The sequence below is a fragment of the Enterobacter sp. CPE_E890 genome (assembly GCF_046521475.1).
Lineage (GTDB): Bacteria > Pseudomonadota > Gammaproteobacteria > Enterobacterales > Enterobacteriaceae > Enterobacter > Enterobacter adelaidei.
Genome location: NZ_JBKFZW010000001.1, coordinates 3,878,238 through 3,893,459, shown reverse-complemented (window position 1 = coordinate 3,893,459; position 15,222 = coordinate 3,878,238). Strand labels below are relative to the sequence as shown.

Below are 15,222 nucleotides of genomic sequence, written 5' to 3'. Positions count from 1 at the left end.
GGACAACGCGCTTTAGTGCGCGCCACCGCCTCCACCACCGGCACCAAACGGTGGACGGGCAAACCACACCAGCCCCAGCAGGACGAGGAAGATCCCGGCCGACACCCAGAAAATCTCGTTTGCGGAGATAATCAGCCCCTGGCTGGTTATCTGCTGGGCGATCCAGCCGGATGCCTGCTGTTCCGTCATTCCCATTCCCTGAAGCTGGGCATACATCTGCTGAGAATTAGGGTTGAACGGGTTCACCGCTTCAGTGAGCTGAGCATGGTGCATCGACTCACGGTTGGTCCACAGCGTCGTGGTGATCGAGGTCCCGATGGAGCCTGCCAGCGTACGCGTAAAGTTCGACAAGCTCGATGCTGCCGCCATTCGCTCAGGCGGTAAACCGGAAAGCGTGATGGTGGTCAGCGGCATAAAGAAACAGGCCACGGCAAAGCCCTGGATAAACTGCGGCCACGCGGAGGCGCCAAAGTCCATTCCCGGTTCGAACGTATACGCGCGCCAGTAGAAGCACACGGCGTACATGATGAAGCTGAATGTCACCAGCCTGCGCATGTCGAGCTTGTGGGCGAAACGGCCAATGATCGGCGACAACAGGACCGGAATCAATCCAACTGGCGCAGAGGCAAGACCCGCCCAGGTTGCGGTATAGCCATATACCTCCTGCAATAATTGCGGCAGCAGAACAATAGCGCCGAAGTAGAGCATGTAGGCGAGGCTAATACACAGGCAGCCTATGGTGAAGTTTCGCGACTTAAACAGCGACAAGTCGACTATCGGGTTATCGTCGGTTAACTCCCAGACAATCAGGAAGCTCAGCGACACCACCGCGACAATCGTCAGGATGATGATCTCCCGGGAGTTGAACCAGTCCAGCTCTTTGCCCTGGTCGAGCATGACCTGCAGGCTACCGATGCCGACAACCAGCAATGCCAGACCAATGGCGTCGATACGGCGCTGTTCTGTCCGGGTTTCTCTGCCGCGTAGCGACTGCAACGTCATCATGACCACCACGGCGCCAATCGGTACGTTGATAAAGAAGATCCAGCCCCAGTGATAGTTATCGCTGATATAGCCGCCTAAGATAGGCCCACAAATCGGCGCGACGATCACCGTCATCGACCACAGCGCCAGCGCGATAGAGCGTTTGGCGGGTGGGTAGTTGTTCAGCAGTAAACTCTGTGACAGGGGAATCAACGGCCCGGCCACAATCCCCTGAATGACGCGGAAGAAAATCAGCATCGTCAGGCTGGTGGACATGCCGCACGCCCAGGAGGCGAGAACAAAGGCAATTGTCGACCACAGGAACAGCTTCACTTCACCGACGCGCTTCGCCAGCCAGCCGGTAATGGGGATTGAGATGGCGTTTGCCACCCCAAACGAGGTAATTACCCAGGTCCCTTGGCTCAGTGACGAGCCAAGGTTACCGGCGATGGTCGGGATCGCCACGTTTGCGATGGTGGAGTCCAGCACCTGCATGAATGTCGCCAGCGACAGCGCGATGGTCATAATGACCAGCTGCGCGCCTTCCAACGGTTTTTGCGGCTTTTGCTGTTGCATAACGCTCACCTTCGGATTAACCAGCGTTTGCCTTCACGATGTCATCGATCAGCTTGTTGACCGGATCGAGGCTAATTTCACGGGCGTTACTTTCATAAGCCGGGCTGCTACGCACCTGGCTTGCCAGGATTTGACCTTCGCGGTTGGCGGTATCCACAGTAACCAGCGTTGAGAGGCCGATACGCAGCGGGTGATCTGCGAGCTGTTTTGGATCCAGCTCAATACGTACAGGCAAGCGCTGAACCACTTTGATCCAGTTACCGGTGGCATTCTGTGCTGGCAGCAGGGAGAAGGCACTGCCGGTCCCCATATCCAGACCCACCACTTTCCCGGTGTACTTGACGTCATCGCCGTAAATATCGCTGATAACCGTCGCCGCCTGGCCGATACGCATATGGGCAAGCTGCGTCTCTTTAAAGTTAGCATCGACCCACAGATTGTCTGCCGGAACGACGGCCATCAGCGGTGTGGTCGGGCTAATCTGCGCTCCAGGCTGTACGGAACGGCGGGAGACATAGCCGGTCATCGGGCTGACGATTTTAGTACGCTGCAGGGCAAGCCATGCGTTACGGACTTCTGTCGCCGCCTGTTGCACGGCAGGCTGGTTTTCCAGGCTGGTACCCAGCACCATCGCCTGGTTGGCGTTGTACTGTTGAATAGCCACATCCAGCTGGGCCTGAGCACTGGCAACGGCATCGCGCGCATGTTGCAGCTCTTCACGGCCAATCAAGTTGGCGGTACCGAGCGGAACACGGCGGTTCAGGTCGCTCTGCGCCTGGGCGAGTGCGGTTTTCTGCACGTCAATGTTGGCCTGCAGCTGTTTGCTGTTGATCATCAGCTGGCGAGTCTGACGGACGCTGGAGGCCAGCGCGGTCTGTGCTTTCTCAAAGGCCTGCTGGGCGTCGGTCGGATCGAGGGTCACCAACACATCGCCTTTTTGCACAAAGTCGGTGTTATCAGCCCAGACTTTCGTCACGCTGCCCGACACCTGCGCCATAATCTGTACCTGGTTCCCTGCCACGTAGGCGTCGTCTGTCTCTTCAGCATGACGCAATACTAAAAACCAATAGATCCCATATGCCACGGCAATAATGATAAAGAGCAAGGTCAACAGAAGAAGGGCACTCTTACGTTTGCCTTTCTTGTTGGCCGGTTGCTGCGGGGTAGTGCTCTCCGCATTTGCGCTCATTGTTGTTCTCCACGATCTTCTTATTTTCACATCGGCTGAGCCGACCTGTTGTCAGAAAGGCCAGCAGTGTGACGTGCTGGCCTGTCAGTTTTCTTTTTTAAATCTGGATGTTCGAGCGTGTCGTCGCGTTAGCGCAGCGCCTCAAGAATAGCGCCGTCTTCATCCATCTGGTCCAGACGGGTAAGCAGCTTGCGAGTGATGTGCTCAAGCTGGTCACGCTCGGTGGTGCTGAGGGCAGACCAGAGTTTATGCAGGCAATTGTGCTGAGGTGGCAGCACCTCTTGCAGGAACTGGTGACCTTTATCGGTCAGTTGCAGATGCAGGCAGCGGCGATCGTTGTCGCTTTCACGGCGCTCAATCCAGCCGCGTTTTTCCAGCTCATCAGCAATACGGGTCGCATTGGTACGGGAGGAGCCCAGTGCGCAGCTCAGTTCGGAAGGCTGAATACTGTGGTTTTCCTGAGACTCCAGCGTAATCAACGCCATAAACAACGTCTCGTTAATCCCTTGAGCTTTCAGCATTTTATTACGGTTTTCCAGTAGCTTACCCTGCATGTGCATGCACAGGCGAGTCAGCAGGATTTCCTGATACGGGAAGTCCTCATGGCGACTGGCGCGGAATTTAAGCATTTGTTCAATGGGCGTAAACGAACTATCCATTTGGGCATAACCTCATTAATTACAGCCGATATAGTAACGATAGTGACAAATAATGTAAATGAATTATTTGTGCGGTTATATCCGCCAAACTTATGTCACCATCAGAAAGCGCCGGGTAAGTCCGTGACCCGGTGAGCACAGAAAGCGTAGGGTGTGAACCCGCTGAAGAGAGGATGTGAGGACGGGGGTCTGAACTATTCATGCCGATTGTAAATATGTCACCCACATTAAAATTTCTGGGATAAATGATTACGTTTACATTAACAGACTGAAGGGCCTCTTTATACCCTAAGAGGCCCAACGCAATGTAAAACTTAGTTAATCGCATCCTGACGATGGTAACCGCGCCACCATACAAGCAGGTTCAGCGCGGCGACGATAGCCCCAATTCCACATACGCCTGACCAACCCGCATGCTGCCACGCAGAGGCGGAAATTAATGAACCCGCTGCGCCGCCAATAAAGTAGCTGGTCATGTATCCGGCCGTCAGGCGGTTACGTGCTTCTGGCTTCACGCGATAGATCACGGTCTGATTGGTGATGTGAACGCCCTGCACGGTGAGGTCGAGCACCAGAATACCGACGATTAGCGCCAGTACCGAGACGTGCCCATACCAAATCGCCGCCCAGGAGAGCAGAAGTAAAATCAGCCCTGCGGAGGTGGTCAGATGGGATTTGCCCTTATCGGCAAGCCCGCCAGCGGGACGCGCACCCAGAGCACCAGCGGCGCCAGCCAGACCGAACAGACCAATCGTCGCTTCAGAATAGTTAAACGGTGGCGCGGCCAGCAGAAAGGCCATCGACGTCCACAAAATACTGAAATTGGCGAAGGTGAAACACCCCAGCAGGGCACGAGTGCGCAGGAGTTTATCCTGCGTAAACAGACTGAAAACGGAGGCCAGAAGCTGCGGATAGTTCAGGTGATTTTCCTGCTTCACCTTCGGCAGGCCGCGCCACAGAGCCAGCGCCATCACGACCATCAATACGCTCGCCACCCAGTAAACGGTGCGCCAGCCGCCGAGGCTTGCCAGCAACCCTGCAACGGTACGAGCCAGTAAAATCCCCAGCAGCAAGCCACTCATGATGGTGCCCACCACTTTGCCGCGCTTTTCGGGGGAGGCGAGAGTGGCGGCGAGCGGGACCAGAATTTGCGCCACAACAGAGAACAGCCCTGTGAGCGCGGTGCCGATAATCATCATTGTTAATGACTGGCTGCTGGCGGTGATCAGCATCCCGCCGGCGGCCAGCAGGGTCATGGAGACAATTAACATTCTGCGCTCAAACATATCCCCCAGCGGCACCAGGAACAGCAGCCCGGCGGCATAGCCGAGCTGTGCAGCGGTGACGATAAAGCCTGCGGAACTGGCGGAGAGATTGAACGCACGGGCGATGGTATCAAGCAGAGGTTGTGCGTAATAGTTGCTGGCGACAGCCAGACCCGTTGCCACGGACATTAAAAGGATGAGTGCGGGGCTAAGCCCTTGCGTTGTTTTGGTCATTGGTTTCAGGAATCATTAGTTGAGTGATTATTTTTCCGGAAACCATCATACCCAATGATTGTGAAAGTTGGGGGAGTGTTGGGTGTTGTATTGTGCGGTTTAGGTTCCCTCTCCGGGTGGAGAGGGAATTCGGAATATTACTTCTGCGCCTCAAGCGCCTCTTTCACCCAGCCGTCGAACTGCTGCTGGTGGGCTTTTATCCAGCCGTCCACATGACCTTTGATATCAGCCTCGGACGATTTACCTGCATGCATCATGGCATTCTGAGCGTTGATGTCGGCCAGCGGCAGTTTCATCACTGAGAACAGCTTCGCTGCCGCCGGGTTTTTCTCCGCCCAGGCTTTGTTGGCGACGATATGCATGGTGTTTACCGGGAAGCCGTAGTTCATACCGTTCGGCAGTTTAGTGTCGATATCTTTCTGCTCACCCGGCAGGGAGGAGAACGGTACCTGCAGCCACACCACGTCTCTACCCGGTTTCAGCACGTCGCTGACCCAGTACGGGGTCCAGGTGTAGTAGATAACCGGTTTGCCCTCTTTGAAACGGGCAATGGTGTCGGCCATCATCGCCGAGTAGTTACCGTGGCTCACATCGACCGTTTTTGCCAGATCATAGGCTTTGTTCTGGTGGTTAATGACCGCTTCACAACCCCAGCCCGGTGAGCAGCCCATCATGTCGGCTTTGCCGTCACCGTTGGTGTCGAACAGTTTGGCGATCTTCGGATCTTTCAGCTGTTCAATATTGGTGATGTGGTACTTATCGGCGGTTTTCTTGTCGATCAGATAACCCTGTGCCGCACCGGTCACGAAGGTGCCCTCGCGGTAAAATTTCTTGTCACCCCCGGCGGCGGCATACATATCGTCATGCAGTGGCTGCCAGTTGACGGCGGTAAAGGTGGCATCGCCGGAGGCAATCGAGGTGTAGCCAACGTTGTAATCCACTTCGCTGGCGGTATTCACCGTATAGCCCAGTTTCTCCAGCGCACGGCTTACAATCTGGGTCTGGAAGGACTCTTCCGAAATGGTGCTCTGAACCGGTTGCACGGTAATGCCTTTGCCCGGCAGGTCGGCCGCATAGGTGCCGGTGGAGACAAGGGTGGCAAACGCTGTGGCAAAAAGTACGCTATGTCGCATCGTTGTTCCTTATTTTATGAATGGGCGGGTGAGTAACCCGACAGGGCCGGTGGTATACCAGCGACGGTTGCCGCGACTGCGTGAATCACGACCGACAGCCTGAGTCAGGCGGTCAAGAATAATGGCGAGGATCACAATCCCGACACCGCCGACGGTCGCCAGCCCCATATCGAGACGGCCAATACCGCGCAGAACCATCTGCCCCAGACCGCCAACGGCGATCATCGAGGCGATCACCACCATCGACAGAGCCAGCATCAGCGTCTGGTTGACGCCTGCCATGATGGTCGGCATCGCCAGCGGAAGCTGAACCTTAAACAGCATCTGGCGCGGACTGGCGCCGAAAGAGCGTGACGCTTCGATAAGGTCGGCAGGGACCTGATTAATCCCCAGAATGGTCAGACGAATAATCGGCGGCAGAGCGAAGATAATCGTCACCACCACGCCCGGCACGTTACCGATGCCGAACAGCATCACGATAGGCACCAGGTAGACGAATGCAGGTGTCGTCTGCATCGCATCCAGCAATGGACGAATGATCTTCGCCGCCCGCGGGCTGCGTGCCAGCCAGATCCCCATCGGCAAACCGATGACAATGCAGAAGAGCAGGGCGGTCAGCACCAGTGCCAGGGTGATCATCGCCTGCGACCACGCGCCAATGGCTCCAATCGCAATCAACGAGATCAGCGTGGCGATCCCCATACCAGCACTACCAAACTGCCAGGCGATCAGGGAAAACAGCACAATCGCCACCGGCGCGGGCATACCCAGCATCAGCTGCTGGAAGCCGTTGAGAATGTAATCTACCGGGACGCGGATCCCCTGGAATACCGGACGGAAATGGGTGACTACCCAGTCGATCCCTTCCGTCACCCAGCTGTCCAGCGGGATTAGCGTCTTGTGGAACGGGTCCATGATGTTGAAGTGCTCTGGCGCCGGTGCCGGTGCGCTATTGAGCCAGTCTGCCGCGCCGCCGCCATCGGCAGGTGCTGGCGTGGAACCCCACGCATCGGCAGATTGTGCCGCGCTGTCTGCGGCCTCAGTGGTGCCCCACGGGTTTGATTGATCAGCCATTGTTTGCCCCCTCGCGATCTAAAGCCTGCAGCAACATGCGTTTTGAGATGATACCGACGTACTGGTGTTCTTCACTGACGACGGGTACGGCGCACGGCGCCTGACCCACGTGAGAGAGCAACTCACTGAGCGGCGTTTCGGCATCGACGGCAAGCGGAGTGTCGATTACCGCCGCATCAATTCCCTGGTTTTCGCTCAGGGCGGTTTTCAGGGAGTCGATGGAAACCACGCCGACAAATTTATTGCCGCGTTCAACCAGATAACCGTATTCCCGGTCTTCATCCTGCAACAGCTTCAGTGCGGAGCGTGGGCCAAATCCAGGCGTTTTACGGATAATGCCGTTCGGTGTACGGCGGGCAATATCTTTGGCGCTAAAGACCTGGCTAATATCCACGCCGCGGAAGAAGGTTCGCACATAATCATTCGCCGGATTATTAAGAATTTCATCCGGCGTGCCGACCTGTACGACTTCGCCATTTTGCATAATGGCAATACGATCGCCAATACGCATCGCTTCATCGAGATCGTGGGAAATAAAGACAATCGTACGCTGATGTTTGGCCTGTAATTTTACCAGCTCATCCTGCATCTCGGTGCGAATTAAAGGATCTAGCGCTGAGAAGGCTTCATCCATTAATAATATGTCTGGATTAATGGCTAATGCACGGGCTAATCCCACACGCTGACGCATACCGCCGGAGAGTTCATCCGGGTAGGCATGAGCATAATTTTCCAGCCCTACCTGACGCAGTGCATCAAGGGCTTTTTCCTGGCGTTCCTGAGCCGGCGTGCCGGCTAATTCCATGCCGAAAGCGGTATTATCCAGCACCGTCATGTGCGGCATCAGCGCGAATGACTGGAACACCATTGCAATCTTCTTTCTGCGCACCTCGCGAAGCTCGGCGTCTGATATTCTGGCGATATCCACGCCGTCAATCAGTACCTGTCCGCGGGTGGGTTCAATCAGGCGATTGAGAAGGCGAACCATAGTGGATTTACCCGAACCGGATAATCCCATGATGACAAAAATCTCGCCTTCTTCAATGGCCAGACTGGCGTCTTTAACGCCAAGCGATAGCCCGGTTTTTTCCAGAATTTGCTCTTTCGTAAGGCCTTTCTCAATATATTTGAATGCGCGCTGCGGGTGCTCGCCAAATACTTTATAAAGATTTTTCACTTCTAATTTAATTGCCATGCAATAGAGAGTGTCCTGTTATTTGTTTATGCCGATATGATTACCATGGTAAATTGTTAACGGGCATAACCCTAACATACTGAGAATCTGAGACAACCCTGGGTTTGCTTATGGCATGAATTTTGCCATAAGCGAAACGGCTGAATTTCCCATGAGCAAAGGGCTGAGCGTGATTTGAATTTTTCTCAATTTTTTGTTGCGGTATCGGGGAATTTCGCCTGAAATGGAGCAATTCAGGCGAATATGGCATGGACATTACAGTGTAGTTGCTATGCAAATAGTGACGAGAAAAATATCTATTTATATTAAATTAACGAACGTTAGTGGTGATTAAAAATCCCAGTCCTCATCTTCTGTCTCTACTGCTTTACCCATTACATACGAGGAGCCCGATCCGGAAAAGAAATCGTGGTTCTCGTCAGCGTTGGGTGACAGCGCCGCCAGGATCGCCGGGTTCACTTCCGCCATCTCTGGTGGGAATAACGCGTCGTAACCGAGATTCATCAGCGCTTTGTTGGCGTTGTAGCAGAGGAACGCCTTCACGTCTTCCTCCCAGCCGGTTCCGGCATACAGTTCCTCGGTATAGCTCAGCTCGTTATCGTACAAATCCATCAGTAAATCGAGCGCGAAGCCTTTGAGTTCCTCGCGCTTTTGCTCGCTGACTTTCTCCAGTCCTTTCTGATACTTATAGCCAATGTAATACCCATGCACCGCCTCATCGCGAATGATCAGGCGAATCAAATCAGCAGTGTTGGTCAATTTGCCCCGGCTGGACCAGTACATCGGCAGCCAGAAGCCGGAATAGAAAAGAAAAGATTCCAGAAACACACTGGCGATCTTCTTCAGCGGCTCATCAGCCTGATAATGCGCCAACACCAGATTCGCCTTGCGCTGTAATGACTCGCTCTCTTCGCTCCAGGCATACGCCGCATCCACGTCTTTGGTCTGGCACAGTGTGGAGAAAATCGAACTGTAGGAGCGAGCATGCACCGCCTCCATAAAGCTGATGTTTGACATCACCGCCTCTTCATGTGGCGTCAGCGCGTCGGTCATCATGGCAGGCGCACCCACGGTGTTCTGGATGGTGTCCAGCAACGTGAGTCCGGTAAAGACGCGGATTGTCAGCTGTTGTTCGGCGTGGTTCAGCGTTTGCCAGGCCGGGATATCGTTGGAGAGCGGCACCTTTTCCGGCAGCCAGAAGTTGCTGGTGAGCCGGTTCCACACCTCCAGATCTTTATCGTCCTGAATTTTATTCCAGTTAACGGCACTCACGCGTGATAGTTTCATCCTTTCTCCTTACAGCGCGCAGGATACGCAGCCTTCGATTTCGGTGCCTTCCAGCGCAAGCTGACGCAGGCGAATGTAGTACAGCGTCTTGATGCCTTTCTTCCAGGCATAAATCTGCGCCCTGTTGATATCGCGGGTGGTGGCGGTATCCGGGAAGAAGAGCGTCAGCGACAGTCCCTGATCCACGTGTTTTGTTGCCTCGGCGTAGGTGTCGATAATCTTTTCCGGCCCGATTTCATAGGCATCCTGATACAGCGCCAGATTGTCGTTGGTCATAAACGGAGCAGGGTAATAAACGCGCCCGGTTTTGCCTTCCTTGCGGATCTCTATTTTCGACACAATCGGATGAATACTCGACGTGGCATGGTTGATGTAAGAGATCGAGCCGGTCGGTGGCACCGCCTGCAGGTTCTGGTTGTAGATGCCGTACCGCATTACGTCATCACGCAGCTGTTGCCACATCGCGCGCGTGGGCAGGGTTATACCGGAACGAGCAAACAGCTGGCGTACTTTCCCGGTTTTTGGCTGCCAGTCGCCTTCCAGATACTGGCTAAAATATTCGCCACTGGCGTAGCGCGACTGTTCAAAACCGGCGAAGCGCTGGTTGCGCTCGCGCGCCAGCATCATTGAGGTATGCAGCGCATGCCAGGTGATGGTGTAAAAATAGAGGTTGGTGAAATCCAGCCCTTCCGGGCTGCCGTAGGCGATGCCTTCCCGTGCCAGGTAACCGTGCAGGTTCATCTGCCCGAGACCAATGGCGTGCGACGCGGTATTTCCCGCTTCAACAGAAGGCACGCTGCGGATGTGGCTCATGTCTGACACCGCCGTCAGGCCGCGAATGGCGGTTTCAACCGTGCGGCCAAAATCCGGGGAATCCATGGTGTGGGCAATATTCAGCGACCCGAGGTTGCAGGAGATATCTTTGCCGATGTCCGCGTAGTCCAGGTTTTCATCATAGGTCGACGCGCTGTTGACCTGCAAAATCTCCGAGCACAGGTTGCTCATGTTAATGCGGCCGGCAATCGGGTTGGCGCGATTCACCGTATCTTCATACATGATGTATGGATAGCCGGACTCAAACTGAATTTCGGCAAGCGTCTGGAAGAAATCGCGGGCGTTGATGTAGGTTTTACGAATGCGCTCGTCGGCTACCAGGTCGTCGTACAGCGCACTGATAGCGACATCCCCGAACGCTTTCCCATAGATACGCTCGATATCGTAAGGGGAGAACAGCGCCATGTCGACATTCTCTTTTGCGAGGGCAAAGGTGATATCCGGGATCACCACGCCGAGCGACAGCGTTTTGATGCGGATTTTTTCATCGGCGTTTTCGCGTTTGGTGTCGAGAAAACGCAGAATATCCGGATGATGCGCGTGCAGATACACCGCGCCTGCGCCCTGGCGTGCGCCGAGCTGATTGGCATAGGAGAAGGCATCTTCCAGCATTTTCATCACCGGGATCACGCCGGAAGACTGGTTTTCGATGCGCTTAATTGGCGCTCCGGCTTCACGCAGGTTAGAGAGCAAAAACGCCACGCCGCCACCGCGTTTGGAAAGTTGCAGCGCTGAATTCACCGCGCGACCAATCGACTCCATATTGTCTTCGATACGCAGCAGGAAGCAGGAAACCAGCTCGCCGCGCTGGGCTTTGCCACAGTTAAGGAAGGTCGGTGTGGCGGGCTGGAAGCGGCCGGAGAGGAGCTCCGCCATCAGCCGTTCAGCCAGTGCTTCATCACCCTGGGCCAGCGTCAGCGCCACCATCACCACGCGGTCTTCAAAACTTTCGAGGTAGCGTTTACCGTCGAACGTTTTCAGCGTGTAGCTGGTGTAATACTTCCACGCGCCGAGGAAGGTCTGGAAACGATAACCGCTGGCGTGCGCGCGTTCGAACAACCTCACCACGAAGGCGCGATCATAACGGGTGAGGATGCGTTCTTCGTAATAGCCTTCATTGACCAGATAGTCGAGCCGCGCATTCTGGCTTTCAAACGTTACGCTATTGGGGCGGACATGGGCGGTGAAAAAGGCGTCCACTGCCTCGTGGTCTTTGCCAAACTGGATGTGCCCCTCGCGGTCATAGAGGTTAAGCATCGCGTTTAATGCGTGGTAATCCGGTGTTGCCTGAATTACCCGTTCTGCGGTTGTCGTTGCCAAAATTCCTTCACTCCTTTACGCACGTTCTCTACGTCCTGCTGTGTCCCCATCAGTTCGAAACGATAGAGATACGGCACGCCGCATTTTTGAGAGATAACATCCCCGGCGCGACCAAAGGCGTCACCGAAATTGCGATTACCCGCCGCGATCACGCCGCGAATACGCTGTCGGTTATGGGGATCGTTAAGAAAGCGGATCACCTGGCGGGGAACCGCCCCCGCCGTACCGCCGCCGCCATAGCTGGGCACCACCAGTATGTAAGGTTCCTCTACCTGGATCCGCTCTCGCTCGTTCAGCGGAATGCGGGTCGCAGGCAGCCCGAGGCGCTCGATAAAGCGGAGCGTGTTTTCAGAGCTGCTGGAGAAGAAAACAAGTCCGCTCATGCCCTGGCGGCCTGAGCGGCGAGGCGGTTGATCATATCCGGACGGAAACCTGACCAGCTGGTTTCCCCGGCAACCACTACCGGAAGCTGGCGAAAACCCTGCGCGCGCAGGATATCGGCTGCTTCTGGCTGCTGGTCGATATTCACCATCTCAAATGCCACCCCGCGGCTTTCCATCGCACGTTTAGTCGCATGGCACTGAACGCAATCGTTACGTGTGTAAATAATAATGCTCATGATTCGTATTTCCATTTAAAATGAGAGCACGGCGCGTATGTACGCGTCAGATTTGTGTGTCTTGCTAAAGGAGATACTAGATGTAGTTGTCCTAAGTTTCAACCATACAAGATATGGGAAATTTAGATTGATTTTGCCCCGATGATGAGCACAACGGGGCAGGGTGGGCTGTGCGGGTTTTTCAGGCGGGTTACTTACGCAAGTTAAGCAGGGCACCCACAAAGATACCGACGGCGGCTACTGTGCCCAGCGTACAGAGCGGTCTTTCGCGAACAAAGGTACTTGCACAGCTGACGGCATCACAGGCTGCCTGAGTCGTACGTGAACGGCCGTTCATCCGCGCGCGGGTTTCACGGAGCAGAGACTGAGCCTTACGTTTTGCGGCATCCGCTTCGTCCTTCGCGTCAGTTCCCCAGGATTTCAATACCTCTTCCAGTGAGTCAGCTAATTGGCTGACATCATTACGAATATCCTGAGCGTCGTCGTTAATATCGTTTCGGTTCGTTCTGTTAAGGAAGGTGCGAACAAGTTCCTGATATGAGATCATCATATTCATCCGGAGCGCATCCCAGAGGGACATCATGAGCCATCAACTCACCTTCGCCGATAGTGAATTCAGCACTAAGCGCCGTCAGACCCGAAAAGAGATTTTCCTCTCCCGCATGGAGCAGATTCTGCCATGGCAGAATATGACCGCTGTCATCGAGCCGTTTTATCCCAAGGCGGGCAATGGCCGACGGCCCTATCCGCTGGAGACCATGCTGCGTATTCACTGCATGCAGCATTGGTACAACCTGAGCGACGGTGCCATGGAAGATGCCCTGTACGAAATCGCCTCCATGCGCCTGTTTGCCCGATTATCCCTGGATAGCGCCCTGCCGGATCGCACCACCATCATGAATTTCCGCCACCTGCTCGAGCAGCATCAACTGGCCCGTCAATTGTTCAAGACCATCAATCGCTGGCTGGCCGAAGCAGGCGTCATGATGACCCAAGGCACTTTGGTGGATGCCACCATCATTGAGGCACCCAACTCTACCAAGAACAAAGAGCAGCAACGCGATCCGGAGATGCATCAGACCAAGAAAGGCAATCAGTGGCACTTTGGCATGAAGGCCCACATTGGTGTCGATGCCAAGAGTGGCCTGACCCACAGCCTGGTCACCACCGCGGCCAACGAGCATGACCTCAATCAGCTGGGTAATCTGCTTCATGGAGAGGAGCAATTTGTCTCAGCCGATGCCGGCTACCAGGGAGCGCCACAGCGCGAGGAGCTGGCCGAGGTGGATGTGGACTGGCTGATCGCCGAGCGTCCCGGCAAGGTAAAAACCTTGAAGCAGCATCCGCGCAAGAACAAAACGGCCATCAACATCGAATACATGAAAGCCAGCATCCGTGCCAGGGTGGAGCACCCGTTTCGCATCATCAAGCGGCAGTTCGGCTTCGTGAAAGCCAGATACAAGGGGCTGCTGAAAAACGATAACCAACTGGCGATGTTATTCACCCTGGCCAACCTGTTTCGGGTGGACCAAATGATACGTCAGTGGGAGAGATCTCAGTAAAAACCGGAAATAACGCCAGAAATGGTGGAAAAAATAGCCTAAATAGGCTGATTCGATGTGTTTGCGGGAAAAAAATCGGCCCAGATCCGCGAAATTTTAATCAGCGAGTCAGCTTGGGAAGAAATGACCTGCTTATTCGCACCTTCCTTAAACATACGATCCTCCGTAATTTTGTGTTCCCGCTTAGTTTAGTTCAGAAATGTAATATCTGAAGTGCATCACGCGTTATCCGGCAGTTTATGGAATATTCTGAAAGCCCTGCTAATGCTGAATACTGTAAGGTTGCCGGGCAGGAAAAGATAACGAGGAAAAGATATGTATTTACGACCTGATGAGGTGGCGCGCGTTCTTGAAAAAGAGGGATTCACCATGGATGAGGTGACATCAAAAGCGTATGGATATCGCCGTGGTGAGAATTATGTTTACGTTAATCGTGAAGCCAGAATGGGACGTACCGCGCTCATTATTCACCCGACACTGAAAGACAGAAGTTTGTCATTTGCTGAGCCAGCCTCGGATATTAAAACCTGCGATCATTATCAGCAATTTCCGCTCTATTTAGGCGGCGAGACGCATGAACATTATGGTATTCCGCATGGCTTCAGTTCACGTATGGCACTGGAGCGGTTTTTGAAAGGACTGTTTGGCGACGTACAGTAAATCAGCGACTGGCGTGCGCCAGTCGCCTCACATTACGCTTTGGCCTGATTGTACTGGCTGACCTTGAACAGGCGGCGACAGTAGTCGAGAAAATAGCCGTACACCGCACCCATCAGCATTGAAATCACAATATTCGAACTGACCGCCGCGACGATCTGGTGCCAGTCTGCGCCGACTGTCAGCAGAATAGCCACGTAAACCGGGGACTGGAACGTCACATACGCCAGAATGTCGGCCAGGTTTTTGACCCAGCCTGCAGGGCTGATACGGCGTGCGAGGCGCATGACCGCATCACGGTATAATCCATAAGGCCAGGCAATAATAATGTTGACCGGGATTGCTACCAGACGAGAAGAAAGTGACTGCTCGAAGGTCATTCCGGAGAGGAATATTTCAATCAGCATGTTCACGACAGAACAGTAGACAACCATCGCGAAAGTATCCGCTACCGCATGGCGAAGGCGTGATTGCGGTGAGAACATGTCTGAACTCCTTGAGAAGAACACAATAAAAACGATTTTCCCGCAGCGATTAGTGCTTTAGGTTGGTTTGTTTGACGTGTATAGCGTATATCTCTGAGTTTAAACTAACAACTAGTGAATAATTTTTATTTAGTCGCGTTTTGTCCACA

At 54.2% G+C, this 15,222-nt stretch carries 16 protein-coding genes; 3 read left to right on the top strand and 13 right to left on the bottom strand.

The window, feature by feature from the left end; all coding sequences use genetic code 11:
* Window positions 1-12 precede the first annotated feature (12 nt).
* The 12 genes from emrB to ACLHV9_RS19210 form a co-directional block, all read right to left on the bottom strand.
* Complete coding sequence (gene emrB / locus ACLHV9_RS19265; protein WP_028016803.1) at window positions 13-1,560, bottom strand: multidrug efflux MFS transporter permease subunit EmrB; 1,548 nt, start codon at window positions 1,558-1,560, stop codon at window positions 13-15.
* Window positions 1,561-1,576: 16 nt separating this feature from the next.
* Window positions 1,577-2,749, bottom strand: a complete 1,173-nt coding sequence (gene emrA, locus ACLHV9_RS19260) for a multidrug efflux MFS transporter periplasmic adaptor subunit EmrA (RefSeq protein ID WP_028016802.1) — start codon at window positions 2,747-2,749, stop codon at window positions 1,577-1,579.
* A 128-nt stretch (window positions 2,750-2,877) separates the two neighbouring features.
* The gene (gene mprA, locus ACLHV9_RS19255; RefSeq protein WP_028016801.1) at window positions 2,878-3,408 is read right to left on the bottom strand and encodes a transcriptional repressor MprA; all 531 of its coding nucleotides are present in this window, start codon (window positions 3,406-3,408) and stop codon (window positions 2,878-2,880) included.
* Window positions 3,409-3,722: 314 nt separating this feature from the next.
* Window positions 3,723-4,907 (bottom strand): MFS transporter, encoded by a 1,185-nt coding sequence (locus ACLHV9_RS19250; protein ID WP_028016800.1) that lies wholly within the window; start codon window positions 4,905-4,907, stop codon window positions 3,723-3,725.
* 137 nt (window positions 4,908-5,044) lie between these two features.
* Window positions 5,045-6,040, bottom strand: a complete 996-nt coding sequence (proX, locus tag ACLHV9_RS19245; protein ID WP_028016799.1) for a glycine betaine/L-proline ABC transporter substrate-binding protein ProX — start codon at window positions 6,038-6,040, stop codon at window positions 5,045-5,047.
* Window positions 6,041-6,049: 9 nt separating this feature from the next.
* Window positions 6,050-7,114: a glycine betaine/L-proline ABC transporter permease ProW gene (gene proW, locus ACLHV9_RS19240; protein WP_028016798.1), complete on the bottom strand. Its 1,065-nt coding sequence runs from the start codon at window positions 7,112-7,114 to the stop codon at window positions 6,050-6,052.
* A complete protein-coding gene (gene proV, locus ACLHV9_RS19235) occupies window positions 7,107-8,309 on the bottom strand; it encodes a glycine betaine/L-proline ABC transporter ATP-binding protein ProV (protein ID WP_028016797.1) in 1,203 nt (400 codons plus the stop codon). Before proV ends, proW begins: the two co-directional genes overlap by 8 nt.
* Before the next feature lie 330 nt (window positions 8,310-8,639).
* Window positions 8,640-9,596: a class 1b ribonucleoside-diphosphate reductase subunit beta gene (nrdF, locus tag ACLHV9_RS19230; RefSeq protein WP_108091008.1), complete on the bottom strand. Its 957-nt coding sequence runs from the start codon at window positions 9,594-9,596 to the stop codon at window positions 8,640-8,642.
* A 9-nt stretch (window positions 9,597-9,605) separates the two neighbouring features.
* A complete protein-coding gene (nrdE, locus tag ACLHV9_RS19225; RefSeq protein ID WP_108091007.1) occupies window positions 9,606-11,750 on the bottom strand; it encodes a class 1b ribonucleoside-diphosphate reductase subunit alpha in 2,145 nt (714 codons plus the stop codon).
* Window positions 11,723-12,133, bottom strand: a complete 411-nt coding sequence (gene nrdI, locus ACLHV9_RS19220; protein WP_028016794.1) for a class Ib ribonucleoside-diphosphate reductase assembly flavoprotein NrdI — start codon at window positions 12,131-12,133, stop codon at window positions 11,723-11,725. The genes nrdE and nrdI overlap by 28 nt, the downstream gene beginning before the upstream one ends.
* Window positions 12,130-12,369 (bottom strand): glutaredoxin-like protein NrdH, encoded by a 240-nt coding sequence (gene nrdH / locus ACLHV9_RS19215; protein ID WP_028016793.1) that lies wholly within the window; start codon window positions 12,367-12,369, stop codon window positions 12,130-12,132. The genes nrdI and nrdH overlap by 4 nt, the downstream gene beginning before the upstream one ends.
* A 190-nt stretch (window positions 12,370-12,559) precedes the next feature.
* Window positions 12,560-12,916 carry a DUF883 domain-containing protein gene (locus tag ACLHV9_RS19210; protein ID WP_407221192.1) on the bottom strand — a complete coding sequence of 119 codons (357 nt, stop codon included), beginning with the start codon at window positions 12,914-12,916 and terminating at the stop codon, window positions 12,560-12,562.
* A 34-nt stretch (window positions 12,917-12,950) separates the two neighbouring features.
* Here ACLHV9_RS19210 and ACLHV9_RS19205 point away from each other — a divergent pair, with 34 nt between their 5' ends.
* The 3 genes from ACLHV9_RS19205 (at window position 12,951) to ACLHV9_RS19195 (ending at window position 14,591) form a co-directional block, all read left to right on the top strand.
* Window positions 12,951-13,931 carry an IS5-like element ISKpn26 family transposase gene (locus tag ACLHV9_RS19205; protein ID WP_407220155.1) on the top strand — a complete coding sequence of 327 codons (981 nt, stop codon included), beginning with the start codon at window positions 12,951-12,953 and terminating at the stop codon, window positions 13,929-13,931.
* Window positions 13,913-14,143 carry a hypothetical protein gene (locus tag ACLHV9_RS19200; RefSeq protein ID WP_407220989.1) on the top strand — a complete coding sequence of 77 codons (231 nt, stop codon included), beginning with the start codon at window positions 13,913-13,915 and terminating at the stop codon, window positions 14,141-14,143. The genes ACLHV9_RS19205 and ACLHV9_RS19200 overlap by 19 nt, the downstream gene beginning before the upstream one ends.
* Window positions 14,144-14,246: 103 nt before the next feature.
* Entirely contained in the window at window positions 14,247-14,591 is a 345-nt protein-coding gene (locus tag ACLHV9_RS19195; protein WP_006811693.1) for a DUF2002 family protein, read from the top strand.
* A 32-nt stretch (window positions 14,592-14,623) separates the two neighbouring features.
* Here ACLHV9_RS19195 and alaE read toward each other — a convergent pair whose 3' ends face one another.
* Window positions 14,624-15,073 carry an L-alanine exporter AlaE gene (gene alaE / locus ACLHV9_RS19190; RefSeq protein ID WP_407220988.1) on the bottom strand — a complete coding sequence of 150 codons (450 nt, stop codon included), beginning with the start codon at window positions 15,071-15,073 and terminating at the stop codon, window positions 14,624-14,626.
* Window positions 15,074-15,222: the final 149 nt, after the last annotated feature.

What these genes read in the sequence shown, in the direction of transcription:
- emrB (WP_028016803.1), bottom strand. Translation starts at nt 1,560, where the DNA reads ATGCAACAGCAAAAGCCGCAAAAACCGTTGGAAGGCGCGCAGCTGGTC.
- emrA (WP_028016802.1), bottom strand. Translation starts at nt 2,749, where the DNA reads ATGAGCGCAAATGCGGAGAGCACTACCCCGCAGCAACCGGCCAACAAG.
- mprA (WP_028016801.1), bottom strand. Translation starts at nt 3,408, where the DNA reads ATGGATAGTTCGTTTACGCCCATTGAACAAATGCTTAAATTCCGCGCC.
- ACLHV9_RS19250 (WP_028016800.1), bottom strand. Translation starts at nt 4,907, where the DNA reads ATGACCAAAACAACGCAAGGGCTTAGCCCCGCACTCATCCTTTTAATG.
- proX (WP_028016799.1), bottom strand. Translation starts at nt 6,040, where the DNA reads ATGCGACATAGCGTACTTTTTGCCACAGCGTTTGCCACCCTTGTCTCC.
- proW (WP_028016798.1), bottom strand. Translation starts at nt 7,114, where the DNA reads ATGGCTGATCAATCAAACCCGTGGGGCACCACTGAGGCCGCAGACAGC.
- proV (WP_028016797.1), bottom strand. Translation starts at nt 8,309, where the DNA reads ATGGCAATTAAATTAGAAGTGAAAAATCTTTATAAAGTATTTGGCGAG.
- nrdF (WP_108091008.1), bottom strand. Translation starts at nt 9,596, where the DNA reads ATGAAACTATCACGCGTGAGTGCCGTTAACTGGAATAAAATTCAGGAC.
- nrdI (WP_028016794.1), bottom strand. Translation starts at nt 12,133, where the DNA reads ATGAGCGGACTTGTTTTCTTCTCCAGCAGCTCTGAAAACACGCTCCGC.
- nrdH (WP_028016793.1), bottom strand. Translation starts at nt 12,369, where the DNA reads ATGAGCATTATTATTTACACACGTAACGATTGCGTTCAGTGCCATGCG.
- ACLHV9_RS19210 (WP_407221192.1), bottom strand. Translation starts at nt 12,916, where the DNA reads ATGATCTCATATCAGGAACTTGTTCGCACCTTCCTTAACAGAACGAAC.
- ACLHV9_RS19205 (WP_407220155.1), top strand. Translation starts at nt 12,951, where the DNA reads ATGAGCCATCAACTCACCTTCGCCGATAGTGAATTCAGCACTAAGCGC.
- ACLHV9_RS19195 (WP_006811693.1), top strand. Translation starts at nt 14,247, where the DNA reads ATGTATTTACGACCTGATGAGGTGGCGCGCGTTCTTGAAAAAGAGGGA.
- alaE (WP_407220988.1), bottom strand. Translation starts at nt 15,073, where the DNA reads ATGTTCTCACCGCAATCACGCCTTCGCCATGCGGTAGCGGATACTTTC.